General features: G+C 75.2%; 28 protein-coding genes. 15 read left to right on the top strand and 13 right to left on the bottom strand.

Annotated elements, in window-relative coordinates:
- Window positions 1-30: 30 nt before the first annotated feature.
- Entirely contained in the window at window positions 31-3,171 is a 3,141-nt protein-coding gene (locus ACGFX4_RS24060) for an AAA family ATPase (protein ID WP_393077960.1), read from the top strand.
- 41 nt (window positions 3,172-3,212) lie between these two features.
- On the opposite strand, the gene ACGFX4_RS24055 is transcribed toward ACGFX4_RS24060, so the two are convergent.
- Window positions 3,213-4,283, bottom strand: coding sequence for a hypothetical protein (locus ACGFX4_RS24055; RefSeq protein WP_393077958.1), 1,071 nt, complete (start codon window positions 4,281-4,283; stop codon window positions 3,213-3,215).
- A 136-nt stretch (window positions 4,284-4,419) separates the two neighbouring features.
- Here ACGFX4_RS24055 and ACGFX4_RS24050 point away from each other — a divergent pair, with 136 nt between their 5' ends.
- Together ACGFX4_RS24050 and ACGFX4_RS24045 are read left to right on the top strand one after the other, a co-directional pair.
- Window positions 4,420-4,722 (top strand): hypothetical protein, encoded by a 303-nt coding sequence (locus tag ACGFX4_RS24050; protein WP_393077955.1) that lies wholly within the window; start codon window positions 4,420-4,422, stop codon window positions 4,720-4,722.
- Between the two features lie 260 nt (window positions 4,723-4,982).
- The gene (locus ACGFX4_RS24045) at window positions 4,983-5,789 is read left to right on the top strand and encodes a VIT1/CCC1 transporter family protein (protein WP_393077952.1); all 807 of its coding nucleotides are present in this window, start codon (window positions 4,983-4,985) and stop codon (window positions 5,787-5,789) included.
- A 28-nt stretch (window positions 5,790-5,817) separates the two neighbouring features.
- Here the strand turns inward: ACGFX4_RS24045 and ACGFX4_RS24040 are convergent, their stop codons facing one another.
- On the bottom strand, window positions 5,818-6,741 hold the full coding sequence (locus ACGFX4_RS24040; RefSeq protein WP_393077949.1) for a diiron oxygenase: 924 nt from the start codon (window positions 6,739-6,741) through the stop codon (window positions 5,818-5,820).
- 130 nt (window positions 6,742-6,871) lie between these two features.
- Between ACGFX4_RS24040 and ACGFX4_RS24035 the strand changes: the two genes are divergently transcribed.
- Window positions 6,872-7,861, top strand: coding sequence for a PHP domain-containing protein (locus tag ACGFX4_RS24035; RefSeq protein ID WP_393077947.1), 990 nt, complete (start codon window positions 6,872-6,874; stop codon window positions 7,859-7,861).
- Between the two features lie 18 nt (window positions 7,862-7,879).
- On the opposite strand, the gene ACGFX4_RS24030 is transcribed toward ACGFX4_RS24035, so the two are convergent.
- Window positions 7,880-8,674, bottom strand: coding sequence for a tyrosine-protein phosphatase (locus ACGFX4_RS24030; RefSeq protein WP_393077944.1), 795 nt, complete (start codon window positions 8,672-8,674; stop codon window positions 7,880-7,882).
- A 205-nt stretch (window positions 8,675-8,879) separates the two neighbouring features.
- On the opposite strand from ACGFX4_RS24030, the gene ACGFX4_RS24025 reads away from it, so the two are divergent.
- Window positions 8,880-9,446, top strand: coding sequence for a DJ-1/PfpI family protein (locus tag ACGFX4_RS24025; protein WP_345696055.1), 567 nt, complete (start codon window positions 8,880-8,882; stop codon window positions 9,444-9,446).
- Here the strand turns inward: ACGFX4_RS24025 and ACGFX4_RS24020 are convergent.
- On the bottom strand, window positions 9,443-9,841 hold the full coding sequence (locus ACGFX4_RS24020) for a winged helix-turn-helix transcriptional regulator (RefSeq protein ID WP_393077941.1): 399 nt from the start codon (window positions 9,839-9,841) through the stop codon (window positions 9,443-9,445). The genes ACGFX4_RS24025 and ACGFX4_RS24020 overlap by 4 nt on opposite strands.
- Window positions 9,842-9,915: 74 nt before the next feature.
- Here ACGFX4_RS24020 and ACGFX4_RS24015 point away from each other — a divergent pair, with 74 nt between their 5' ends.
- From ACGFX4_RS24015 to ACGFX4_RS24005, 3 genes are all read left to right on the top strand, one after another.
- A complete protein-coding gene (locus tag ACGFX4_RS24015; RefSeq protein ID WP_393077938.1) occupies window positions 9,916-10,569 on the top strand; it encodes an NADPH-dependent F420 reductase in 654 nt (217 codons plus the stop codon).
- 79 nt (window positions 10,570-10,648) lie between these two features.
- Complete coding sequence (locus tag ACGFX4_RS24010; protein ID WP_393077936.1) at window positions 10,649-11,263, top strand: TIGR03086 family metal-binding protein; 615 nt, start codon at window positions 10,649-10,651, stop codon at window positions 11,261-11,263.
- Window positions 11,260-11,820: a type 1 glutamine amidotransferase domain-containing protein gene (locus ACGFX4_RS24005; protein ID WP_393077934.1), complete on the top strand. Its 561-nt coding sequence runs from the start codon at window positions 11,260-11,262 to the stop codon at window positions 11,818-11,820. The genes ACGFX4_RS24010 and ACGFX4_RS24005 overlap by 4 nt, the downstream gene beginning before the upstream one ends.
- Before the next feature lie 17 nt (window positions 11,821-11,837).
- Here ACGFX4_RS24005 and ACGFX4_RS24000 read toward each other — a convergent pair whose 3' ends face one another.
- Window positions 11,838-12,227 (bottom strand): SCO5389 family protein, encoded by a 390-nt coding sequence (locus ACGFX4_RS24000; RefSeq protein WP_393077932.1) that lies wholly within the window; start codon window positions 12,225-12,227, stop codon window positions 11,838-11,840.
- A 184-nt stretch (window positions 12,228-12,411) separates the two neighbouring features.
- On the opposite strand from ACGFX4_RS24000, the gene ACGFX4_RS23995 reads away from it, so the two are divergent.
- Window positions 12,412-12,684 carry a DUF2630 family protein gene (locus ACGFX4_RS23995; RefSeq protein WP_393077930.1) on the top strand — a complete coding sequence of 91 codons (273 nt, stop codon included), beginning with the start codon at window positions 12,412-12,414 and terminating at the stop codon, window positions 12,682-12,684.
- 9 nt (window positions 12,685-12,693) lie between these two features.
- On the opposite strand, the gene ACGFX4_RS23990 is transcribed toward ACGFX4_RS23995, so the two are convergent.
- On the bottom strand, window positions 12,694-13,152 hold the full coding sequence (locus ACGFX4_RS23990; protein ID WP_393077928.1) for a MarR family winged helix-turn-helix transcriptional regulator: 459 nt from the start codon (window positions 13,150-13,152) through the stop codon (window positions 12,694-12,696).
- Between the two features lie 119 nt (window positions 13,153-13,271).
- On the opposite strand from ACGFX4_RS23990, the gene ACGFX4_RS23985 reads away from it, so the two are divergent.
- The gene (locus tag ACGFX4_RS23985; RefSeq protein ID WP_393077926.1) at window positions 13,272-13,682 is read left to right on the top strand and encodes an organic hydroperoxide resistance protein; all 411 of its coding nucleotides are present in this window, start codon (window positions 13,272-13,274) and stop codon (window positions 13,680-13,682) included.
- Window positions 13,683-13,757: 75 nt separating this feature from the next.
- Here the strand turns inward: ACGFX4_RS23985 and ACGFX4_RS23980 are convergent, their stop codons facing one another.
- Complete coding sequence (locus ACGFX4_RS23980; protein WP_393077923.1) at window positions 13,758-14,540, bottom strand: SGNH/GDSL hydrolase family protein; 783 nt, start codon at window positions 14,538-14,540, stop codon at window positions 13,758-13,760.
- Window positions 14,541-14,652: 112 nt separating this feature from the next.
- Between ACGFX4_RS23980 and ACGFX4_RS23975 the strand changes: the two genes are divergently transcribed.
- Entirely contained in the window at window positions 14,653-14,790 is a 138-nt protein-coding gene (locus ACGFX4_RS23975; RefSeq protein ID WP_345696045.1) for a DUF6126 family protein, read from the top strand.
- Window positions 14,791-14,809: 19 nt separating this feature from the next.
- On the opposite strand, the gene ACGFX4_RS23970 is transcribed toward ACGFX4_RS23975, so the two are convergent.
- Together ACGFX4_RS23970 and ACGFX4_RS23965 are read right to left on the bottom strand one after the other, a co-directional pair.
- Window positions 14,810-15,553 carry an SAM-dependent methyltransferase gene (locus tag ACGFX4_RS23970; RefSeq protein WP_393077920.1) on the bottom strand — a complete coding sequence of 248 codons (744 nt, stop codon included), beginning with the start codon at window positions 15,551-15,553 and terminating at the stop codon, window positions 14,810-14,812.
- A 41-nt stretch (window positions 15,554-15,594) separates the two neighbouring features.
- Entirely contained in the window at window positions 15,595-15,945 is a 351-nt protein-coding gene (locus tag ACGFX4_RS23965) for a MazG-like family protein (RefSeq protein ID WP_393077918.1), read from the bottom strand.
- 168 nt (window positions 15,946-16,113) lie between these two features.
- Here ACGFX4_RS23965 and ACGFX4_RS23960 point away from each other — a divergent pair, with 168 nt between their 5' ends.
- Window positions 16,114-17,574: a cytosine permease gene (locus ACGFX4_RS23960; RefSeq protein ID WP_393077916.1), complete on the top strand. Its 1,461-nt coding sequence runs from the start codon at window positions 16,114-16,116 to the stop codon at window positions 17,572-17,574.
- A 13-nt stretch (window positions 17,575-17,587) separates the two neighbouring features.
- On the opposite strand, the gene ACGFX4_RS23955 is transcribed toward ACGFX4_RS23960, so the two are convergent.
- Window positions 17,588-17,941: a UBP-type zinc finger domain-containing protein gene (locus ACGFX4_RS23955; RefSeq protein ID WP_393077913.1), complete on the bottom strand. Its 354-nt coding sequence runs from the start codon at window positions 17,939-17,941 to the stop codon at window positions 17,588-17,590.
- A gap of 72 nt (window positions 17,942-18,013) precedes the next feature.
- Window positions 18,014-18,649 (bottom strand): hypothetical protein, encoded by a 636-nt coding sequence (locus ACGFX4_RS23950; RefSeq protein WP_393077911.1) that lies wholly within the window; start codon window positions 18,647-18,649, stop codon window positions 18,014-18,016.
- A gap of 121 nt (window positions 18,650-18,770) precedes the next feature.
- On the opposite strand from ACGFX4_RS23950, the gene ACGFX4_RS23945 reads away from it, so the two are divergent.
- On the top strand, window positions 18,771-19,205 hold the full coding sequence (locus ACGFX4_RS23945) for a MarR family winged helix-turn-helix transcriptional regulator (RefSeq protein ID WP_393077908.1): 435 nt from the start codon (window positions 18,771-18,773) through the stop codon (window positions 19,203-19,205).
- On the top strand, window positions 19,202-19,621 hold the full coding sequence (locus tag ACGFX4_RS23940; RefSeq protein ID WP_393077906.1) for a hypothetical protein: 420 nt from the start codon (window positions 19,202-19,204) through the stop codon (window positions 19,619-19,621). The genes ACGFX4_RS23945 and ACGFX4_RS23940 overlap by 4 nt, the downstream gene beginning before the upstream one ends.
- A gap of 12 nt (window positions 19,622-19,633) precedes the next feature.
- On the opposite strand, the gene ACGFX4_RS23935 is transcribed toward ACGFX4_RS23940, so the two are convergent.
- Entirely contained in the window at window positions 19,634-20,527 is an 894-nt protein-coding gene (locus tag ACGFX4_RS23935) for a prohibitin family protein (RefSeq protein WP_393077903.1), read from the bottom strand.
- 239 nt (window positions 20,528-20,766) lie between these two features.
- Here ACGFX4_RS23935 and nagB point away from each other — a divergent pair, with 239 nt between their 5' ends.
- Entirely contained in the window at window positions 20,767-21,549 is a 783-nt protein-coding gene (gene nagB / locus ACGFX4_RS23930) for a glucosamine-6-phosphate deaminase (protein ID WP_393077900.1), read from the top strand.
- Window positions 21,550-21,646: 97 nt separating this feature from the next.
- Here the strand turns inward: nagB and ACGFX4_RS23925 are convergent, their stop codons facing one another.
- On the bottom strand, window positions 21,647-23,245 hold the full coding sequence (locus ACGFX4_RS23925; protein ID WP_393077898.1) for a Na+/H+ antiporter: 1,599 nt from the start codon (window positions 23,243-23,245) through the stop codon (window positions 21,647-21,649).
- Window positions 23,246-23,384 lie beyond the last annotated feature (139 nt).

The raw sequence follows: 23,384 nt of genomic DNA, 5'->3' as shown, positions 1-23,384 counted from the left end.
CACCGGCCGCCCGGCCGGACGGACCGACCGGTGGTGAGCCCGGACGGCGCGCAGGGCGCCGGATTCGGCTTCGTCGGGCGCCAGCGGGAGCTGGACCGGCTGGTCGAGGCGATGGTCGGCCCGCCCGCCGTGGTGCTGGTCGAGGGCGAGGCCGGGATCGGCAAGTCCCGGCTGGTCGCCGAGGCCGCCGCCGCCGTCCGGGGCCGCCCGGTGCTCACCGGCTACTGCCACCCGCTGCGCGAACCGCTGCCGTTCGGCCCGGTGGTGGACGCGCTGCGCGCCATCGGCCCGCTGCTGCCCCCCGTCGACCGGATCCCGCCCAGCGCCGGGGCGCTGGCACCGCTGCTGCCCGACCTCGCCGACCGGCTGCCCCCGCCGCCACCCGTCGCCGGCGCCGCCCCGAACGACCGCCACCGGCTGGTGCAGGCCGTACGCGCCGTGCTCGGCGCCATCGGCGAAGCGGTGCTGGTCGTCGAGGACGTCCACTGGGTCGACGACGCCACCCGCGAGCTGCTCCTGCTGCTCGCCCGCGACCTGCCGCCCGGCCTGGCCCTCGTCCTCACCTACCGCGGCGAGGACCTGCCGCCCGACACCCCCGTGCTCGGCGCCGCCTACCGGCGGCCGCCCGGCGTCGGCGGCGCGCTGATCCGGCCCGCGCCGCTCGCCGAGGCCGAGGTGCACGAACTCGCCCGCGCCGCCCTCGGCCCCCGGGCCACCGCCGCGCTCGCCCGGGTGCTCTTCGACCGCAGCGAAGGCCTGCCGCTGGTCGCCGAGGAGGACCTGATCACCCTCTGCGAGGAAGGCCGCCCCGGACTCACCGACGCCGCCGACCTCGCCTCGGACCTGGAGCACTCCGAAGTGCCCCGCGGCCTGCACGACGCCGTCACCGAACGGCTTGCCGCGCTCGGCCCGACCGCCGGCGCGGTGGTCGAGGCCGTCGCGGTGCTCGGCGTCCCCGCCGACGAGGAGCTGGTCGCCGCCGTCGCCGGACTCGACGGCGCCGCCGCGGCCGAAGGCCTGATCGAGGCGCTGCGGGTCGCCGCCCTGCACGAGGCCGCCCCCTCGCGGTACGCCTTCCGGCACGCCCTCGCCCAGCAGGTCGCGTACCGCAGGATCCCCGGCCCGCAGCGCGCCGCGCTGCACCGGCGGGCCGTCCGCGCGCTGGAGACGCGCGAGCCGCGACCGCTCGTCCAGATCGCCCACCACACCCAGGCCCTCGGCGACCGGCGGGCCTGGCAGGTGGTCGCCGAGGCCGCCGCCGACCAGGCGGTCGCGCTCGGCGACACCGGCAGCGCCGGCGCGCTGCTGCGCCGGCTGCTCGCCGAGCCCGACCTCGACGCCGAACAGCGCGGACGGGCCGCCCTCGCGCTCGCCCGGATCGCCGCCAACGGCGTCGACCTGCGGGAGAGCGCGCGGATTCTCAACAGCATCATCGCCGACCCCCGGCTGTCGACCGCCGACCGCGGCGAGATCCGGTTCAGCCTCGGCATGCAGGTCGCGGTGCACGGCGGCGACCGGGCCGGCTTCGCCGAGATCGAACGGTCCGCCGAGGAGCTGCTGGCGGACCGGCCCGCCCGGGCCGCCCGGGCCCTCGTCGCGCTGGCCATGAACGAGCGCGACGGCGGCGGCGCGCGCGCCCGCGGCCTGCTCGACCGGGCCGGCGCCCTGCTCGCCGCCAGCCCCGAACCCGAGGTCGCCGCGGCCGTCCTCGCCACCCGGCTGACCATCCTCGCCCGGGAGGGCGACCCGGCCGTCTGGGCCGAACTCGAACCGCTGCCCCGCACCTCCGACAACCCCGAGATCGTCCGGCAGACCACCCGGGCGCTGTACAACGTCGGCGACATCGCCGTCGACCTCGGCCACGACGCGCGGTCCGGCCTGCTGCTCGCCGAGAGCCGGCGGCTCGCCCGGCTCGCCGTCATCCCCTACCTCGAGTGCTACAGCCGGATCGTGCTGCTGCGGCTCGACGGGCTGGCCGGCCGGTGGGACGGCATCGAGGAGCGGTTCGCCGCGCTCGGCGCCGAGTTCCCCGACCTGGCGCTCGCCGGATCGGAGCGGGCCCTGCTGCTCGGGCGGCTCGCCGCCGCCCGCGGCCGGCTCGCCCTCGCCCAGGAGGAGTACGCGGCGGCCGCCGAGTACGGCGAGCGGGAGTCGCAGGTCACCACCGCGCTGCGGGCCGCCGCCGGGCTCGCCGCCCTGCGCCTCGCCGAGGGCGACGCGGCGCGGGCCGCCGAGGTCGTCGTGCCGGCGGTGCGGGCCCTGCGGGACGCCGCCGCCTGGGCCCGCTCCGGGGAGCTGCTGCCGGTCGCGGTCGAGGCGCTGCTCGCCGTCGGCGACCTCGCCGGCGCCGAGCGGCTCGTCGCGGACGCCGCGACCGGGCTGGCCGGCGTCGACGCGCCCGCGGCGTTCGCCGCGCTGGCGCTCGCCCGAGGCCTGCTCCTGGAGGCGGGCGGCGAGACGGCCGACGCCCCCCTGGACGGGGCGGCCACGGGGTCGGCCGGCTTCGGGGCGACGGGCGCGCCTGCGGCGGAGCGGGAGGGCCCGGCTGCTCTGCCTGAGGGGGTGTCCGCGGGAGAGTCCGGCCGGTCCGGTGACGGGGCGACGGACGGGCCCGGGGATGCGCGTGCGGCGGGGCCGCAGGAAGTCGGCCAGGAGCCGGGCGGCCGTTCCGGTGCCGCCGGGCGGGCGGCAGGGCCGCGCGGGGCCGATGCGCGCGAGGCGGCGGCGCTGGAGGCGTTCCGGGAGGCACGGGACCGGTGGCGCGGGATCGGGCGGCCGTACGAGGCGACCCGGGCCGAGGAGCGCGTCGCACGGGCGCTCGCGATGACCGACCCCGCCGCGGCGGCGGACCGGCTGGTGGACGTCGAGGACGCGTACACCGCGCTCGGCGCGGCCTCCGACGCGGCCCGGTGCCGGCACGCCCGGCGCGACCTCGGCCTCGGCCGGACCGCCTCGCCCGGGCGGCGCGGCTACGGCGAAGGGCTGTCGCCCCGCGAACGCCAGGTCGCCGAACTGGTCGCCCAGGGCGCCAGCAACCAGGACGTCGCCCAGGCGCTCTTCCTCTCGCCGCGCACCGTCGAGCACCACGTCGCCAACGTCCTGCGCAAGCTCGGCGTCGGCCGCCGCGACCTTCGCGACGCGCTCGCCCGCCACCCGGCCGACGGCGCCTGACGGCGGACGGCGGCCCACGGCGGCGGGGGCCCGGCCGCGGGTCAGGACGCCGGTCCGCCGCCGGGGGCGAAGGTGGTGCGGGCGAACCAGGACCGGGTCTCGTCGGCGGACAGGACGCGGGTGAGTTCGGCCGTGCCGGGGAGCAGGGGGAAGAACCGGTCGGCGTTCCAGGAGCGCCGGTAGGCGGGTGTGTCCAGGACGAGCAGGCGGCGGCCCTCGACCACGGGGATGTCGTCCGGCAGGCCCTCGTTCCAGATCCGGTCGCCGTTCGGGGCGAGGAGCTCGAAGGCGCCGGTGGCGACGGCTCCGCTGCCGCCCCGGGCGGGTGCGGGATCGGTGGCGAGCCGGACGCTCTCCGCCGAGGGCGCGGCGCCGGGCAGGTGGCCGCCGCCGACCAGGACGTGGGCGAGCAGGGTGTGCAGCTGGAAGTTGTCCGCGACGGCGCCGATCCGCAGCTCGAAGCCGCGCCCGGTCGGCCGGTGCAGCACGACCACCGGCTCGTCGTCGAGGAGCGCCAGCGCGTACGCGAGGCACTTGAGGTCGTGGTGCCCCAGGGCCGCCAGGTCGCGGCAGGCGGGAAGGAGCGCGGCCGCGTGGCGGCGGCGGACCTCGGCGCTGCGGCACAGGACGGCCAGCGCGGGGGCCTGCCACTCCTCGACCGCGCACCAGGCCAGGGCCAGCCGGGTGGCGTGCTGCGGCTCGCCGCCCAGCAGCGTCAGCAGGGCGTCGTCGATGTTCGCCTCGTCGGGCTCCGGCGGTTCGGCGCCGGCGGCGGCCAGGCGGCGGGCGAACTCCAGGGCGTCGCGCAGGTCCTGGTGGACCGCGTCGAGGATCGGCCCGGCGCAGGCGAGCGGGTCGGCCCCGCGCTCCACGCAGAAGCCCGCCGCGGTCGCCAGGGTCGGCCGCGGTCCGGTCGGCGGGAAGCCCGGCAGCAGGGCGGCCAGCCGGGGGCCGGCCTGGACGAGGTCGCTGTCCTGCGCCGACCGGAGGGCCTGGAACACGGCGTCGAAGGCCTGCCCGGTGCGGCCGCCGTCGCGGGCGGCGACGCCCTCCTCCAGCTCGGTCAGGGCGGTGCCGAGTGCCGCGGCCTTGGGCTTTCGCTTGAAGATCATCGGCACACCATAAAACCCCGGTCCGGGTACCCAGTGTTCGGGGGCGGGGATGGGTAGCGGTACGGATTGATCATGGGGGGCGTCGGCGGGTTTGCTGGTGGGCACGCCAGCCCGTGCGATTAGCGGAGGTTCGCCGATGAGACTACGAGTGCTGTCCGGGATGCCCGAGGCCGCGGAGACGGTGCCGTACGGGCTGCCGGGGGCGGCGGGGCGGCGGGAGCGGTTCCGACGGTACGCGCGGGAGCACTTCGTGGACGCGGGGGAGGCGGGCGCGACCCTGCGCCACCTGGTGCCCGCGCCTCGGTGCGGGGGGCGTCCGGTGACGGCGTCCGGGGAAGTGGCGCGGGTGCGGCCGGCCCGGCGGCGGGCCGCGGGGCGTTCGGTGGCGCTGGTGCGCCTGGCGAGGTTGAGCCGCCTGTCGGCCGGTGCGGTCGGCTGACGGGCTTCCCCACGGGGGATCGCCGTCCGGTGGCCGTGCCGTCACCGCCGCCGCCCGCGGTCTCCGCCGGGCGGGCGGGGCGGGACGGGGAATGCGCGGTGCGGCCGTCGGACGGTACGGGGAGACGGGCCGGCGGGCGGCGAGGTGGTGTGGGCCCCTCCCGTCCGCCGGCGCCCCGGAGCGGGGTGACGGCCCGTCACCCGGTCGGCCGGGTGCGTGCTGCCGGGGTGCGGGGCGGGGCGGCGCTAGCGTGGGGCGGCATGGACGCGGGTGATCCGGCGGCGGGGCCGGACTGGGCGGTGTGGGCGCCCGAGTGGGATCCGGCGGGGCGCAGCGCGGAGGACGACGCGCTCGCCGAGGAGGAGCTGGCGGCGATCGGCCGGACAGCGGGCCGGGTCGCGGGCGGCGGGATCCGCGCGGCGGTGCTCGGGGTGAACGACGGGCTGGTGACCAACCTGTGCCTGATCCTGGGCGTGGCGGGCGCCTCGGTGGACGCGGGCACGGTGCGGCTGTCGGGCGTGGCGAGCCTGGTGGCGGGGGCGCTGTCGATGGCGGCCGGCGAGTGGGTGTCGGTGCGCAGCCAGTGGGAGGTGGCGCACGGCATGGAGGACGCGCTGCACCGGGCGTGGCACCGTTCGCCGCCGGTGGTGATGACGCAGTTGGCGCGCCGGATGCGCGAGCGCGGGCTGGACGCCGCGACGGCGGCGAAGGCCACCCGGGGCGTCGTCCAGCACCGGCGGACGGCGCGTGAGACGAGTCTGCGGATCCTGTACGGGGTGAGTGCGAGCGACGCGGGGTCGCCGGTGGTGGCGGCGGTCAGTTCGCTGCTGCTGTTCGCGGTGGGGGCGCTGGTGCCGCTGCTGCCGTGGTTCTTCACCGAGGGCGGTACGGCGGTGGCCTGGTCCGCCGGGGTGACGGCGGCGGCCTCGCTGGTGGTGGGCGCGAGCCTGGGGTACGGCTCGGGCCGGGGCGCGGTGTGGACGGCGGTGCGGCAGCTGCTGATCGTGGCGATGGCCTCGGCGGTGACGTACGGGGTCGGTGAGGTGGCGGGCACGGCGGTGATGTGACGGCGTGCGGCCTCGCGGTGGGTCGGCGTCAGCGCAGCAGGGAGGCGCGCCGCCACATCTTCTCGACGGTGTGGTCGATGACGCCGAGTTCGGTGAAGAACTCGACGGCCTTGCGGGCCCAGTCGATGCGGGCCTCGCGCCAGTGCGGGTTGGCGGCGGCGACGCGCTGCGCCTCGCGCGGGTCGAGGCCGGCCAGGGCGTACACCCGGGGGTGGACGATCTCCAGGACGGCCTGGTTGGCGAGGACGGCGAGGGCGCGGCGGAACAGCGCGCGGCGCGGGGCGCCCATCGCGGCCCAGCGGCGTTCGAACTCGGGCTTGGCGTAGCCGATGTGCCGGGCCTCCTCGATCACGTGGATCCGGGCGACGGAGCGGGCGAGCGGCTGCAGGCTGTCGTCGCGGATCATCTCGCGCTGCATCGCGTCGGTGAACTCCTCGACGAATATCGCCCCGGCGAAGGTCATCGTGGTGTCGTTGATCAGGAAGTGCAGCTTGCCGAGCCGGTCGGCGCGGCGGGTGGGCCGGGCGGACGGGTAGCCGGTGGCGCTGATGTACCGGGCGAACATGGTGGAGTGCCGGCACTCGTCGGCGACCTCGGTGAGCGCGTACTGGGCGTGCCGGGTGGTCAGGTCGCCGGCGTAGACGTGCCGGATCAGGCCCTCCATCAGGACCAGCTCGAACCAGATGCCGGCCGAGGTGGTGCTGGCGAACTGGTGGACGCTGAACCGCGCCTGCTGCCGGGGCGTCAGGCGCTCCCAGAGCGGCGTGCCGTAGAGCGAGAGCCGGTGCGGGGCGACCGCGAACTGGTCGGGGTCGACGGGTGCGTCCCAGTCGATCTCGGTCAGCGGGTCGTAGGAGTGCTTGGCGGAGGCGCGCAGCAGGCGGGTGGCGTTCTGCTCGCGGTCGGCCAGGCGGTCGGCGGCGGCCGTGGTGGGGGCGGTGGGCTGCGGCATGCGGGCTGCTCCGGAGGGCGCGAGGGTGAGGGCTCCAGGAGGAGTAAAGCAATTAGACCGCGTGTCAACAAGGCCCCGGGCGCGATTCGCCCGCAGCGCGCCCCCTGCCGTCCGCGGCGAGACTGGCCGCATGGACCCGGTCACCGCGCTCGAACGGATCGCCTTCCTGCTGGAACGCGAACAGGCCTCCCCGTACCGGGTGAAGGCCTTCCGCACCGCCGCCGACGCGGCCGCCCGCCTGCCCGACGGACCGGTCGACGCCGCCCGCGCCGAACGCCTGCCCGGCATCGGCAAGGTCACCGCCCAGGTGGTCGCCGAGGCGTCGGCCGGCCGGGTGCCCGCCTACCTGACGGAGGTCGCGGCGCGGGCCGTGATCGAGCCGCCGACCGGCGCGGCGGGGGAGCTCCACGCCGCGCTGCGCGGCGACTGCCACCTGCACTCGGACTGGTCGGACGGCGCGAGCCCGATCGCGCTGATGGCCCGTACGGCCCGCGAGCTGGGACACGAGTGGGCGGTGCTGACCGACCACTCGCCGCGGCTGACGGTCGCCAACGGCCTGAGCGCGGAGCGCCTGCGCGGGCAACTGGAGGTGGTCGAGGCGCTGAACGCGGACCTGGCGCCGTTCCGGCTGCTGACCGGGATCGAGTGCGACATCCTCGACGACGGCTCGCTGGACCAGGAGGAGGACCTGCTGGCCCGCCTGGACGTGGTGGTGGCCTCGGTCCACTCCAAGCTGCGGATGGACCGCGCGGCGATGACCCGGCGGATGCTCGCGGCGGTCCGCAACCCGCTGGTGGACGTGCTGGGCCACTGCACCGGCCGGCGGCTGGGGGACAAGCCGCGGCCGGAGTCGGCGTTCGACGCGGAGCAGGTCTTCGCGGCCTGCGCGGAGGCCGGGACCGCCGTGGAGATCAACTGCCGGCCGGACCGGCAGGACCCGCCCGAGCCGCTGCTCGCCCTGGCGGTGGAGGCGGGCTGCCTGTTCTCGATCGACACCGACGCCCACGCGCCCGGGCAGCTGAGCTGGCAGGACAACGGCTGCGTCCGGGCGGCGCGGGCGGGGATCGGCGCGGACCGGGTGATCACCACCTGGGAGGCGGAGACCCTGCTGGACCGCTAGCCGGACTCCCGGGGACGGTCAGGAGGTGAGGCGCTCGCGGAGGCTGTCGAGGGTCTCGTCCTTGAGGCCCAGTCCGGCGCGGGCGTAGCTGTCGACGTCGCCCCAGTACTCGGTCATCGTCTCGATCGCCGCCGCCAGGTAGGCCGGGCGCACCGAGAACACCGCCTCGGCGATCGCCGGGTCCCCGCCCGCCGCCACGAACGCGTCGGTGAGCGGTGCGAACTCCGCCCGCACCGCCGGGTTCACCGCCAGGTACTCGGCCTGGACGGTCTGCACGTCCGCGCCGAGCAGCAGCAGCACCAGCGCCGCGCCCCAGCCGGTGCGGTCCTTGCCCGCGGTGCAGTGGAACAGCACCGGTCCGCCGCCGCGGTGCGCCAGCGCGGTGATCAGCTGCTTGTACGCCTGGCGGGCGGACGGGCTGGTGACGAACGCCCGGTAGTCCTCGACCAGGGCGCGTTCGGCGCCCCCGTTGCCGAGCAGCAGGTTCGCCGTGCCCGGGTCGGCCATCGCCGAGGCGAGCGCGGCGGTCGCGCCGCTGCCGGAGGCGTCCGCCAGCACGTCCGCGACCAGCAGGTGCGCCCCGCCGGGCACCCGGTCCGGCCGGGCGGAGCGCTCCGCCTCGGTGCGCAGGTCGATCACCGTCCGGATGCCCAGCGCGGTGAACAGCGGGTCGCCGGACGCGTCGAAGCGGTCCAGCTGGCCGGAGCGGAAGGCGATCCCGGGCGTGACCCGGGCGCCGCCCGGGAGGTCGATGCCACCCAGGTCCCGGAGGTTGGCGACGGTGGCGGACTCCACGATGTGTGCGTACTGCATGACGACCTCCGGCGGCGACGGACCCTACCGGAACGCTAGGCGCGGCCCGGGCCCGGCGCCCGTGGAGCGCGTCCGCTCGGGGCGCGCTCTCCCCGGGGGCTCCGCGCGCCCTATTGCCCGACGGCTCGTCAGGCGGCAGGGTGGCACGCGGCTCCCCTCGGGGTGCCGGGGATCATCGGGCGGACGAAGGGACGGAACCACCGGTATGGCAGCACGGATTCTGATCGTCACCGGCGACGCGGCCGAGTCGCTGGAGGTCTTCTACCCGTACCAGCGCCTCGTCGAGGAGGGCTACCGGGTCGAGATCGCGGCGCCCAGCCGCAAGCGGCTGCAGTTCGTGGTCCACGACTTCGTCGAGGGCTTCGACACCTACACCGAGAAGCCCGGCTACACCTGGCCCGCCGACCTGGCCTTCGCCGAGGTGGACCCCGCGCAGTACGCGGCGCTGGTGCTGCCCGGCGGCCGCGCCCCCGAGTACCTGCGCAACGACCCCGAGGTGCAGCGGATCGTCCGGCACTTCTTCGAGGCGGACAAGCCGGTCGCGCAGATCTGCCACGGCCCGCTGATCACCCTGCGCGGCGGCACCCTGTCCGGCCGCACCACCTCCGCGTACCCGGCGCTGGAGCCGGACGTCGAGGCGGGCGGCGCGGTCTTCGCCGACGGCGACGCCGTGGTCGACGGGCTGCTGGTCTCGGCCCGGGCCTGGCCGGACCACCCGGGCTGGATGCGCGCGTTCATCGAGGTGCTGCGCGAGAAGGCGCCGATCGACTAGGAATCGGCTGCGGGGCGGAGGCGGGGGACGGCGGAGTCGGCGTCCCCCGCCTCCGCCGCGTCCTGGGCCGCCATCACCTCGTCGCCGTGCTCGAAGCCCCAGGCGCCGACGGCCCCGATCGGCGTCAGCAGGGTGCGGCCCAGGTCGGTGAGGCGGTACTCGACGTGTGACGGCCCGTCCGGGGCCTCCCAGCGTTCCACCAGGCCGTTGAACCGCAGCCGCCGCAGCGTCTCGGTGAGGACCTTGGAGCTGATCCCGCCGATCCGCTCCCGCAGCTCGACCGGGCGCCGGGGGCCGTCGCGCAGCGCCCAGAGCACCACGGCGTTCCAGGTGTTGGCGAGCAGGTCGAAGGCGAGGCGGGCGCGGCAGTCCGCCAGGTATACATCGGTCGGCACGTACCACATGGTGCCCGAACGGCCCCCTAGCGTCGGTGCGAACGGTCGAACCGGCACGGATGAGGGAGCACATGATGAGGATCGGCGTCCTGGGCACGGGCAGCATGGCCGACGCGCTGGCCGGCCACTGGGTGCGGGCCGGGCACGAGGTGACCGTCGGAGGGCGGGACGCGGACCGGGCGGCGCGGCTCGCGGCCCGCCTCGGCGGCGGCGCGCGGCCGGCCGGACTGCGGGCGGCGGCCGAGGGCGCCGAGGTGGTGCTGGCGGCGCTGCCGTTCGCGGCGGGGGCGGACGTGGTGCGGGGGCTGCGCGCGGAGCTGGCGGGCACGGTGCTGGTCGACTGCTCCAACCCGGTCGGGCCGGGGTTCCGGCTGCTGACGGACGGTGGGCCGTCGGCCGCCCGGCTGCTCGCCGCGGCGGCGCCGGAGGCGCACGTGGTCAAGGCGTTCAACCTCTGCCACGAGGACGTGTGGCGGATGCGCCCGCCGGTGTTCGGCGGGCGGCCGCTGGCGGTGCCGGTGTGCGGGGACGACGCGGCGGCCCTGGCCCGGGTGCGCGGGCTGGTGCGCGACGCGGGGTGCGAGCCGGTGGCCGGCGGGGGTCTCGACCGGGCGGGGCTGCTGGAGGCGACCGCCGCGCTGTTCATCGGGCTGTGGGTGGGGGAGGGGGCCGACGCGCAGGCGATCGCCCCGCCGCTGGCGTACGCCACCGGTCCGGCCCGCCGGTAGGCACCCGGTCGGTGCGGGTCCTTGGGCCGTCCGGGGGGTGGCGGTTGCCGCGGCCGGGGATGGGGGGAAGCGTGGAGCCATGGCACGAGGAAGCAGTGAGGACGAGCAGGAGCTGCTGCGGCTGCACGCCGGGGCGCTGGAGCGGTTCGGTCGGCTGGTCGCGGAGGCCGGCGCGGGGCAGTGGGAGGACCCGACGCCGTGCAGCGACTGGACGGTGCGGGACCTGGTGAACCATGTGACGGTCGAGCAGCTGTGGGTGCCGGCGATGCTCGCCGGGTCGTCGGTGGCCGAGGTCGGCGACCGGTACGACGGCGACGTGCTGGGTGACGACCCGGCGGCGGCCTGGCGGGCGGCTGCGGCGGCGGCGCTGGCCGCGTTCGCGGAGCCCGGCGCGCTCGGCCGGACGGTCCACCTCTCGTACGGGGACCGGCCGGCCGAGGGGTACTGCCGGGAGATGACGGTCGACGCGGTGGTGCACGGCTGGGACCTGGCCGTCGGGCTCGGCGCGGACGCGCGGATGGCGGCGGACGCGGCGGAGTTCGCGCTCGCCGAGGTCACGCCGTACGCCGACGCGCTGGTCGCGTCGGGCCTGTTCGCGCCGCCCGTCGCGGTGCCGGTCGGGGCCGACGTGCAGACCCGGCTGCTGGGGCTGGTCGGCCGGGACGCGACGGACCCGTTCGGCTCGGACCGGTGATCACGCTGCGGGGCCGGACGGTGGCGTTCCTGACGGCGCCGGCCGGGGTCGAGCAGGTGGAGCTGACGGCGAGCTGGCAGGCGGTGCTGGAGGCCGGCGGCACGCCCCGGCTGCTGTCCACCCGGCCCGGGCGGGTGCAGGCCTTCCGGGGCCTCGACCGGGCGGACACCTTCGCCGTGGACACCGTGGTCGCCGAGGCCGAACCCGCCGGGTACGACGGGCTGGTGCTGCCCGGCGGGGTGGCCAACCCGGACCGCCTGCGGACAGCGCCCGAGGCGGTCGACTTCGTCCGGGAGTTCGTCGGCCTCGGCCGGCCGGTCGCGGTGATCTGCCACGGCGGATGGACGCTGGTCGAGGCGGGCGTGGTGCGCGGCCGGACCATGACCTCGTGGCCCTCGATCCGCACCGACCTGGAGAACGCGGGCGCCACCTGGGTCGACGAGCCGGTGCACGTCTGCACGGACGGGCCGAACACGCTGGTGTCCAGCCGAAAGCCGGCCGACCTGCCGCAGTTCTGCGACACCTTCGTCAGCCGCTTCGCCCGGCCCGGGGCCTGAGGACGCGGACCGCGCGGTCAGCAGTCGCGGAGTTCGGGGCTCTGGTTGAGGAGTTGGGCCCGGACGGAGGTGAACTTCCGGTAGGTGGCGGTGGTTTCGGCGCCCGGGCGGAAGACGGCCACCCGGTGGCAGTTCTGGAAGGCCAGCTTGACGGAGAAGTGCCGCTCCAGGGCGCCGCGGATCGCGTCGCTGGCCAGGGCGCGCAGCAGCTGGGCCCGCTCGGGTTCGCTCGGGGCGAGCGTGTTGTCGGCGAACTCGGCTTCGGTGGTGGCGAGTTCGCCGGTGAGGGTGTCGATCAGGCGGTAGGCGTACGGCAGTGAGGTACGGACGGCGTCGACGAACTCGGTGTCGGCGACCTGGTCGAGTTCGGCCTTGGCGAGCAGCGCGGGGGAGACGTCGAGGGACATGGGGGTGCGGCCTTCCTGGTCGGCTTGATGGTAGTGAAATTCGTTTCCACTTGTGGTGGTGTCCGCGATGTTCCCCGCCGGCCTGACGGGATGTCAAGCCGGTGTCGGCCGTCCGGGTGGGTGCGGGCGTGCCGCCGCTCGCGCCGGGCCGGGGCGGTTCCTAGAGTGGAAGGGGAGGTGCGCCGTGGATGACCAGGGCAGGACCGCAGGAGGCGCCGACCGCCGGATTCTGGAGCGGATCGGCGAGATGGTCGACGAGGAGCGCAGGCTGCGCGCCGCGCTGGCGGAGGGCCGGATCGACCCGGAGACCGAGCAGCGCGAGCTGAAGGGCATCGAGGAGCAGCTCGACCAGTGCTGGGACCTGCTGCGACAGCGGCGGGCGCGGGTCGAGGCCGGCGAGGACCCGGACCGGGCGTCGGTGCGCAGCGTGGCGGAAGTGGAGCGGTACGAGTCCTGAGCGGGCTCGTCAGACCGCCGCGTCGAGCGCGGTGGTGACCCGGTCGAGCAGGGTGCGCAGGGTGCGGACGTCGTCGAGCGGCAGGCCGGTGGCGGCCATGATGCGGCGCGGGACCTGCAGTGCCTCGGTGCGCAGCGCGGTGCCGGCCTCGGTGGGGGTGACGGTGACCGAGCGCTCGTCCTCGGGGCTGCGCTCGCGGCGGACCAGGTCGGCCGCCTCCAGGCGCTTGAGCAGCGGGGAGAGGGTGCCGGAGTCCAGGCGCAGGTACTCGCCGATCTGCTTGACCGGCAGCGTGCCGTGCTCCCAGAGCACCAGCATCACCAGGTACTGCGGGTAGGTCAGGCCGAGGTCCTTGAGGATCGTGCGGTAGACGCCGCCGAAGGCCCGCGAGGCGGCGTTCAGCGAGAAGCAGATCTGCAGGTCCAGGCGCAGCAGGTCCTCGTCCGGCACCTCGGGGAGCGTGGTCATGCCTCCCAGGGTATCGGGCCGTCGTGCGGACCATTTAGTTGTGCGCAATTGAATTGTGTGCTCTACTTCTGGGTGTAGGGCGGCCCCGTGGCCGCCGAGGCGAAGAAGGGATTGCTCGCATGGACGCGCTGTACACCGCCGTGGCCACCGCCAACGGACGCGAGGGCCGCACCGTCAGCTCCGACCGCCAGCTCGACCTGGCGCTGGCGATGCCGCCCGCGCTCGGCGGCAACGGCCAGGGCACCAACCCGGAGCAGCTGTTCGCGGCCGGCTACGCCGCCTGCTTCGCCAGTGCGCTGGGCCTGGTCGGCCGGCAGGCCCGGGTGGACACCGGCGACATCTCGGTGACCGCGGAGGTGACCATCGGCAAGGACGAGACCAGCTTCGGCCTGGCCGTCGTGCTGCGGGTCGAGCTGCCGGACGAGCTGGACGGCGAGACCGGCCGGCTGCTGGTGAAGCAGGCGCACGAGGTCTGCCCGTACTCCAAGGCCACCCGCGGGAACATCCCGGTCGAGCTGATCGTCGAATAATCGGGGACCGGAGAACGCGCGAGCGGGCCGAACCACGTGGGGGTGGTCGGCCCGCTCGCGTCCGTACGTCCGGGGTCAGAGCGGCAGCAGCTCCGGGCGCTTGGCCTCGACGTGGTCGCCGGAGGACTCGCCGCGCAGCCGGCGGCCGACCCACGGCAACAGGTAGGTGCGGGCCCACTGCAGGTTCTCGCGGCGCTGCTCCGCGGCGGTCGGCTCCGGACGGGCCGGCCACGGGGCCTCCGGGTCGGCCGCGGCCGGCAGGCCGAGCGAGCGGGCGGCCAGCAGGGCGACCCGCTGGTGGCCCTCGGGGGACAGGTGCAGCCGGTCGTCGCTCCAGGCGCGGCGGTCGTGCACCGAGCGCAGCGACCACAGGTCGGCCACCTGGCAGTCGTTGCGGTCGGCGATCGCCCGCAGGTGCGCGTTGTAGGTGGCGATCTTGCCGCGCAGGTGGCGCAGCACCGGCACGTCCTTGGTGTCGAAGCCGGTGCAGATCAGCAGGGTGCCGGTGTGCTCGCGCAGCTCGACGACGGCCGCCTCGAAACGCTCGGCGGTCAGGTCCGGGTCGCTGCCCGGACGCAGGATGTCGTTGCCGCCCGCGCAGAGGGTCACCAGGTCGGGCTGGATCCGGCGGATCTGCGGGACCTGCTCGGTCGCGATCTGGTCCAGCAGCCGGCCGCGGACCGCCAGGTTCGCGTAGCGGAAGTCGCCGTCCGGGCGCCGCGCGGCCAGCATCCCGGCCAGCCGGTCGGCCCAGCCGGCGAACGCCCCGTCCGGGCCGGGGTCGTTGAGCCCCTCGGTGAAGCTGTCCCCGAGGGCGGCGTACGAGCTGAAGTCAAGGGTCTCCTGGTAGTCAGCCATGCAGGAGATACTTCACTGTCTGAAGTGACCTACGCCACCGTAGGTGGCCGGTCGCGGTGGGTGATCTCCGCCACGGCCCGGCCGCGCGGGGCCGGGCCGTACGCTGGTGGGCATGACCACGGACGCGGTGACCGAGGAGAAGACCCGGCGCAGGGCGATGATGGTCCGGGCGACGATCTACATCGCCGGGACGCACCTCTTCGCGGGCTTCGTCATCCTGCTGTTCGCGCTCGGCGGCCGCGGCAAGTAGCCCGCGGGCCCGGGGGAGCTCAGCCGGTGGGGCGCAGGACGAAGACGCCCCAGCCCAGGTACGGGCGGCGGTAGGCGAGGTGGCCGTGGCGGCGCTCGGCCAGGTAGCGGTGCAGTGCGGGGGTGTCCGGGTCGTCCGGGTTGGCCCGCAGCCAGTCGCTCAGGGTGCGCCACTGCGCGGCCTCGTACCGGTCCCAGCTGTCCGGGTCCGCCAGCACCATCTCCAGCAGCTCGCAGCCCGCCTCCTCGAAGCGCGGCAGCAGGCCCGGCAGCGTGGTGAAGGTCTCGGGCGTGGCGCCGAAGTCGGCGTACGCCTCCGCCGGGGGCTCGGCGTGCAGGAACGGCTCGCCGACCAGCAGCAGACCGTCCGGGGCGAGCGCGGGCTTCATCAGCTCCAGGGTGCCGACCAGGCCGTCGCCGATCCAGGTCGCGCCGATGCAGCTGACCAGGTCGAAACCGCCCGGCTCGGCCCCGTACGCCGCCGCGTCCCCCTGCACGAACTCGATCCGGTCGGCGACCCGCAGCTCGGCGGCGCGCTCGCGGGCCGCGGCCAGGAACACCTCGCTCAGGTCGACGCCGGTGCCGCGGGTGCCCCAGCGGGCCGACCAGGAGGCGAGCAGCTCGCCCTTGCCGCAGGCCAGGTCGAGGATCCGGGCGCCGGGCCGCAGCCGGCAGAGCTCGCCGAGCAGGGCCAGCTTGGCCTCGGAGAACGGGTTGAGGATCCGGTGCGAGGACTCGGCGATCTCGTGGAAGCGCAGTGACATGCCGCGCAGTCTCGGCCCAAGTCGGCCTCGCGGCAACCGGATTAACGCTCGGTGCCGGACCGGTCGACGCGGGACCGGTCGGCGCGGGACCGCTCGGTGACCGCGTCGAGGTGGGTGCGGAAGCGCGCCGCCGGGTCCGGGTCGATCCGGGCCAGCGCCACCATCGCGGAGACGATCACGTCGCAGAGCTCGGCGGAGACGTCGTCCCAGGTGTGCGACCGCCCCTTGCGGGGGTTGGCCCCCAGTGCGCCGATCACCGCCTGCGCGGCCTCGCCGGCCTCCTCGCCGATCTTCAGCACCTGCAGCACGCGCTGCATCTCCGGCGGCCGCGAGCTCCCCTCGGTCAGCCACGCGTTCAGGCCGGCCACCGCCTGCCAGACGTCCTCGTCCACGGCTCTCCCCCCGGGTCGTCACGGATCTGGTGCGACCGTACAGGGCGGATCGGGCCTTTGGTCCCGATTCGTGGAGAATCGGGCCTGGCCCGGGGCGGCGGCGGTCGGTGACCATGGACGGACCGGCGGCATCCTCCCCTGGCCCGTCGGCCGAGCACCAGGAAGAGCATGTCGCAGCAGAACGCCCCCTCCGCAGGCCATGCGCTGGTCGAACAGCACGGCGTCGACACCATTCCGGAGGCGGAGCGCACCAGCTCGCCGAGGGACGTGCTGTCGATCCTGGTCGGCTCCAACCTGGCCTTCGGCGTGGTCGTCTTCGGCTGGCTGCCGGTCTCCTTCGGGCTGTCGTTCTGGGCGGCGGCCACCTCGGTGCTGATCGGGACGGTGCTGGGCATCGCGCTGACCGCGCCGCTGGCCCTGGTGTCGCTGCGTACCGGGACCAACCTGTCGACCAGCTCCGGCGCGTTCTTCGGCGTCCGGGGCCGGCTGATCGGCTCGGTGGTGGGTCTGCTGCTCTCGCTCGGCTACACCGCGCTGGCCCTGTGGGTCGGCGGCGACGTGGTGGTCGGCGCGCTGAACCGGATGCTGGGGCTGCCGACCGGCGGCGCCGCGTACGTCGTCACGTACACCGTGCTGGCCGGGCTGAGCGCCACGGCGGCGGTGTTCGGCTACCGGCTGCTGCTGAAGCTGGAACGGGTCCTGATGTGGGCCATGGGCGGGCTGCTGCTCGCCGGGCTGCTGGCCTTCGCGCCGCACTTCGACGCGGGAGCGCACGGCGAGTACCTGCTGGGCGGGTTCTGGCCGACCTGGCTGCTGTCCGTGGTCGCCGCCGGGCTGAGCGGGCCGATCGCCTTCATCACGCTGCTGGGCGACTACACCCGGTACGTCTCGCCGGTGCGCCACTCCGGGCGGCGGGTGCTGTGGTCGACGGCCGGCGGGCTGTTCCTGGGGCTGCTGATCCCGCAGCTGTTCGGTACCTTCACCGCGGTGGCGACCGGCGTCGGCGACGACTACGTGGGCGGACTGATCGCCGGGGCGCCGGTCTGGTTCCTGCTGCCGCTGCTGCTGAACGGGCTGCTGGGCAGCGCCGGCAACACCGGCCTGATGCTCTACAGCATGGGCCTGGACCTGGACGCCATCCTGCCGCGCGCCAGCCGGCGGCAGGCCACCAACGTGGTCGCCGCGGTCGCCGTCGCCCTGGTGTTCCTGGGGCACTTCGTGTGGAGCGCGCAGGACGCGGTGACCTCCTTCGTCCTGGTGCTGACCGCGATCGGCACGCCGTGGGCGGTGATCACCCTGATCGGCCACCGGCGGTGCCGCGGCGACTACGACCGCAGCTCGCTGCAGGTCCTCAACCGCGGCACCCGGGGCGGCGTGTACTGGTACCGGGGCGGGTGGAACGTGCCCGCGACCACCGCCTGGGCGGCCGGCAGCGCCGTCGGACTGCTGGGGATCGACACGCCCGTGTACCGGGGGCCGCTGCTGGCCGCCACCGGCGGGATCGACGTCAGCTTCCTGCTGGCGGGCGGGGTGGCCGCCCTGCTGTACGTCGGGCTGTCGCGGCGCACCCGGGGGCTGGCCGGGCCCGAGCTGGTGCCCGCCGCGGCGGACGGGCAGCGGGTCGGCTGAGCCGGCGCGGCACTCAGTGCAGGTGCTGCTGCCAGTCGGCGGGGACGCGGTCGCGCGGGCCCGGGGCGGGCTGGTCGACCGGATGGGCGAGCGGCGGGTGCAGCGCCGGGCCCCGGTAGTACTGCTCGGTCTCGACGTTCCACAGCCAGTCCTCGCCCGGCTCGAAGCTGGCGAAGAAGGGATGGCCGGCGGTCCGGGCGTGCGCGGTGGCGTGCTGGGCCGGCGAGGAGTCGCAGCAGCCGACGTGGCCGCACGCCGCGCACCGGCGCAGGTGGAACCACCAGCCGCCCGCGGACAGGCACTCGGCGCAGCCGTCCCCGCTCGGCGGGACGTCCGGGTCGATGCCGGGAACGGTGTCGTCGGCCATGGGGACCACCTCCGGTTCGCATGCTAAGCGGGGTGGCGGGGGCGGGCGAGAGCAAGCGTGGCCCGGACGGTCTCAGCGGGGGCCGACGACGGGGTCGTGGGTGTCGCAGGGCACCCGCCGGGGCGGCACGCGATAGGCGGACCGCTCCCTCAGCCGCCCCGCCCAGGGCTCCGACCCGGAGGGCCGGCGGATCATCACGTGGCCGCTGGTGCCCGCTCCCAGCCCGGCCCGGTACTCGGCGAGGAGCTCGGGCCGCTCGCCGAGCAGGGCCCGCAGCTGCTCCTCCACCAGGCAGAACCGGCACTCCGCGCCCGGCAGCACCCGGTACTGCCGCAGCGCGGACGCCTCGAACGCGTCGGCGGCGGTGACCATGAGCACGCCGGTCGGCAGCACGGACAGGCCGATCCAGGCGGCTCCGTCGCTCGCCGCCGCGGCCGCCACCAGGGCGCGCAGCCCGGGCGGATCGAGCCGCCCGATCCTGGAGGCGTCGTACCGCCGGCCGACGCCCGCGCACAGCACGGACACCGCGATCCCGGCGGGCAGGGCCCAGCCGGGGCCCTTCGAGAGCTCCCAGAGGAAGAACGCGTTCATCGCGAGCGTGTACACCGCGACGCTGCCCGGCCCCAGCCCGCGGATCAGCCGCGGCGGCAGGTATGTGGCGGCCAGCAGGCAGAGCAGGACGGAACTGTGGACCCACGAGGACGCCATGCCCCACCCCTCGGTCGTCGTCGGCGCCGTCCGCGAGCATGCCCACTGCGGGGTGCCGCCAGTCCTGGAGCGGTCGTGATCGTGTTGCCAGAAGAAGTACGATTTCGTAATATCCGAAAGCGTGAAATCCGAATCCGTATCACCGGGCGGGTCGGTGCTGCTGTCCCTGCAGCGTGCGACCCATGCCACCCTGCAGCTGATCGCCGCCGAACTCGTCGATCTCGACCTGACCGCGTCCGAGATCAACGCGCTGGCCAACCTCGCCGACGGCCGCGGCCGAACCGTCTCACAGCTGGGGGCCGCGGTCGGTACCCGGCCGACCACGCTCACCAGCGTGCTGGACCGGCTGGAGCGCCGCGGGCACATCACCCGCGGGACGCGGGCCGGCGACCGTCGGTCCGTCCTGATCGAGCTGACCGACTCGGGGCGGGCGGCGGCCGAGGTCATCACCCTGACCCTGGCGGGCATCGAGCGCCGCGCGCTGGACGGTCTGCCCGCCGCGGCGGTCGCCGACTTCCACTCCGTGTTGGACGCCTTGGTGAAGGAGGGGTCGTGACGGCGCCCGGCGACGGTCCGCACGGCGGGTCGGCGGTGTTCGACGGGCTGCTGGCGGAGGTCATGGCGACCGCCGAGCGGTTCGGGCACCGCCAGCACGTCCAGCTGACCTGGCTGGCCGTCCGGAACCACGGTACGGCCGCGGCGATCGACCTGATCAGCGACGGCATCCGGCGCACCGCCCGGTACGCGGGTGCCCCGCAGAAGTACAACGCCACGGTCAGCCGGGCCTGGGTCGAACTGGTCGGCCACCACGTCGGGCGGTCGGACGCCGCCGACTTCGACGCGTTCGCCGAGCGGCACCCCGCGCTGCTCGACAAGAAGCTGCTCACCCGCTTCTACCGTCCCTCGACGCTGGCGGGCGACCCGGCCAGGACCGGGTGGGTCGAACCCGACCTGGCTCCGTTCCCCGGATAGCCGCCCGGCCGGTCAGCGCTTGGAGGCGTCCACGATCACCGGTGCGCCGCCCTGGCCCGAGCCGCACGGGCTCGCGTAGACCGGGTTCTTCTCGGCGGCGGCCCGGAAGGCCTCGTAGCACTGGCTCTGCAGGATCCGGTCGGTCAGCGAGTTGGCGATCGTGGTGTTGGCCGCCGCGGTGCTCTCCGCCTCGATCCGGCGCTTCTCCGCCTCCGCCTTGGCGGTCAGCACCGCTGCCTCGGCCTGCTGGGTCGCCTGGTCCTGCTGGATCTTCTGGTCGATCGCCTTCTGCAGGACCTCGCTCGGCTTGACGTTGCGCAGGTTGACGCTGTTGACGACGATCCCCCGGGGGGACAGCCGGTCGGTGATCAGCTTCTCCATCTCCGCGCTGATCGCCTCGCGCTGCGAGGCGTAGCCCTCGACGCTGGTGTGCTTGGCGAAGACGTTGCGGACGATCTCCCGGGTGTCCGGGTAGACCAGGCGCTGCTGGACGTTGGCCGCGCTGCCGGAGAGCTTGTACAGCGCGAGGGTGCGGTCGGGGTCGATCGCCCACTTCACGGTGAGGTCGACGTAGAGCACTCCGCCCTCGGAGGAGCGGACCTCCACGGTGTCGTCCCCGGTGAGGTTGAGGTCCGAGGGCCGGGTGGAGAAGGTCGTGACCTCCGTCAGCGGCGACTTGAGGTGCAGGCCGGGCTGCCAGGTGTCGCCCACCGAGCCGAGCGAGGTGGGGACCCCGACTTCGTAGGGTTCGACGACGTAGGTGAAGGAGCCCAGTGCGAACAGCAGCCCCACGCCGCCGACGAGCAGGCCGGTGAGGGTGGCGAAGCGGAAGTCGACGATCGAGCGCCGCTTCAGCACGAGCAGCGTGACGGCGGCGATCAGGAGCAGGACGGAGAAGTAGAACACGGTGCGTCCCCCCGGACGGTGGTGCCCGGAAGGCTTTCCGGGCACCACCGGTGATGCCCGGTCAGGTGGCGGCGAACCCCGGGGCCGGGCGTCGGACCCGCGCGGGAGGTGCCGGTCGGCGGTCCGCCGGTTCGCGCGGATTCCCGGGGCGATCTCGACGGGGCCGCGGCGGTCGGGATAAGGTGGCATTCTGGTCTAGACCACTGGCCATTCGGGCCGCGATTCAGAACGGTGCAGTCATGGAGATCGTCATCCTCCCCGATGCCGCGGCCTGCGGTGAACTCATCGCCTCGGCGATGGCCGAGCTGGTGGAGCGCAAGCCCGACGCCCTGCTCGGGGTCGCCACGGGCTCGACGCCGCTGCCGGTGTACCAGGCGCTGGCCGCGAAGGTGCGCGGCGGGTCCGTCGACGTCTCGCGGGCGCGGATCTGCCAGCTGGACGAGTACGTCGGCCTGCCCACCGGCCACCCCGAGTCGTACCGCTCGGTCGTGCTGCGCGAGGTCGTCGAGCCGCTCGGGCTGACCGAGGAGTCCTTCTTCGGCCCCGACGGGGCCGCCGAGGACGTCGCCGCCGAGGCGATCGCCTACGACCGGTCGCTGGCCGCCGCGGGCGGCGTCGACCTGCAGCTGCTCGGGATCGGCACCGACGGGCACATCGGCTTCAACGAGCCGTGCTCCTCGCTCGCCTCGCGGACCCGGATCAAGACGCTGACCCGGCAGACCCGGCTCGACAACGCGCGCTTCTTCGACAGCCCGGAGGAGGTGCCGCACCACGTGATCACCCAGGGCATCGGCACCATCCTGGAGGCCCGGCACCTGGTGCTGCTGGCCACCGGCGAGGGCAAGGCGGACGCCGTCGCCGCCGCCGTCGAGGGCCCGCTCTCCGCGCTGGTGCCGGCCTCGGCCCTCCAGCTGCACCCGCACGCCACGGTGGTCGTGGACGAGGCCGCCGCGTCCCGTCTGAAGCTGGCCGACTACTTCCGCGCCACGTACGCGGCGAAGCCGGACTGGCAGTCCATCTGATCCCTGGCCGGTCGTGCCCACGGGGCCGGCCGGAGTGCGGACGCCGATCGCGGTGACCGCCCTCCGGTCGGCCCCGTCGCTGCTCTGCGGGGCGTGGTCAGCGCGGCGGCCCCCGGTGGGCCAGGCGGACCTCTTCGATGTCGAGGTGTGCCTGCAACTGGAGCAGGACGTCGTCGTCGATGCGACGGGCGTCGCGGAGTTCGATGACCGCGGCGCGCTTGTGGGCGAGGAGGGCGAGCCGCAGGTCGACGTCGTCGCGGTGGCGCCGCAGCAGCGGCTCGGACTCCTCGGCGGCGGTGTCGGAGGCCCGCAGGGTCTTGAGGTGGGTCTCGTACTCGGCGCGCAGGCGGTCGGCCACGCCCGGGTCGGTGCCGAGGTCGGCGGCGACGTCGGACATGGCGGCGAGGGCTGCCTCGGTGGCGGTGGTGCGGGCCAGCCGGAGTTCCCGTTCCTCGTCGGTGGCGTGCGGGAGGTGGGCCCAGCGGGCGACGCCCGGCAGGACGAGGCCCTGGACCACCAGGGTGGTGACGACGACGCCGGCGGTGACGAACACGATGGTGTCGCGGTCGGGGAACGGCGATCCGTCGTCGACGGTGTAGGGCACGGACAGGGCGAGGGCGAGGGAGACGGCGCCGCGGAACCCGGCGAGGGAGCTGACCGCCCGGGCGCGGTGGCTCATCCGCCGTCGGCGCTGCTGGGGGCGGCGGTCCAGGATCCGGATCAGGTACGCGAACGCGGTCAGGAACGTCAGACGGGCGACGGCGAGCGTCAGGGTGACGGCCGCGACGATGATCAGCGCACCGGCCAGATCGGCGCTGGACAGGGCGTGGACGGCGGCCTGCGCCTCCAGCCCGACGAGCACGAACAGGAAGCCGTTGAGCAGGTAGATCGCGAGCGACCAGAACGCCTCGGTCTGGAGGCGGGCGTCGGCCCAGCCGACTCGCGGACCGGCCTGGCTCATGATCAACCCGCAGATGACCACGGCGAGCACGCCGGATGCCCCCACCGCCTCCGCGAGCAGGTACGCGGTGAAGGGGAGCAGCAGGATCGCGAGGTTGCTCAACAGCGCGTCGTCCAGGGGGCGGAGGCGCCCGCGCAGACGGATACCGGCCAGCGCCACGACGACTCCGGCGGCGATTCCGCCGCCGTAGGAGAGCAGCAGCCTGCCGCCGGTGTGCAGGGCGCCCAGCTGCTCGGAGCCCGCGGTGACGGCGACGGCGAGGCTGTAGACGACCAGGGCGGTGCCGTCGTTGATCAGGCTCTCGGCGCGCAGGATGGTGACGTTGCGGCTCGGCAGGAGCCGGGCGACCACGCCGACGGCGGTGGCATCGGTGGGGGCGACGGCCGCGCCGAGTACCCAGGCCGGGCCCCAGGGCAGGCCGAGACCGTGGGCGACCGCCGCCACCGCCCAGGCGCTGACGGCGACCAGCGCCGTTCCGCTGAGGACGATGCCGCGCAGGTCGCGTCGGATCGCCCGCAGCGAGGTGGTCAGGCTCTCCCAGTAGAGCAGGACCGGGAGGAAGACGAGGAGCAGGATGTCCGGCGGCAGTTCGGTCCCGCGCAGCCAGGGCACGAAACCCAGCAGGACGCCCGCGGCGAGCTGCAGGATCGGCGGGGCGATCGGGAAGCGGTGGGCGAGGACGCCGCTGACCAGCAGGGCGATCCCCAGGATCACGACGAATTCGAGTGCCTTCACGGGTCACCACCGGACCGGGGCCGAGGCAGTGGTCCCTGTCGGCATGAGCGCGCTCCCCGGTCCGGTGGCGAGTGGTCGGTGATCATTACTGTGCCCCCGCGGACCGGGACGCGCACGGCGAAGCCGGCCACCGTGCGGC

It is taken from the genome of Kitasatospora sp. NPDC048365 (genome assembly GCF_043200835.1).
Classification (GTDB): Bacteria; Actinomycetota; Actinomycetes; order Streptomycetales; family Streptomycetaceae; genus Kitasatospora; species Kitasatospora terrestris.
This window is presented reverse-complemented; position numbering and strand designations above follow the sequence as displayed.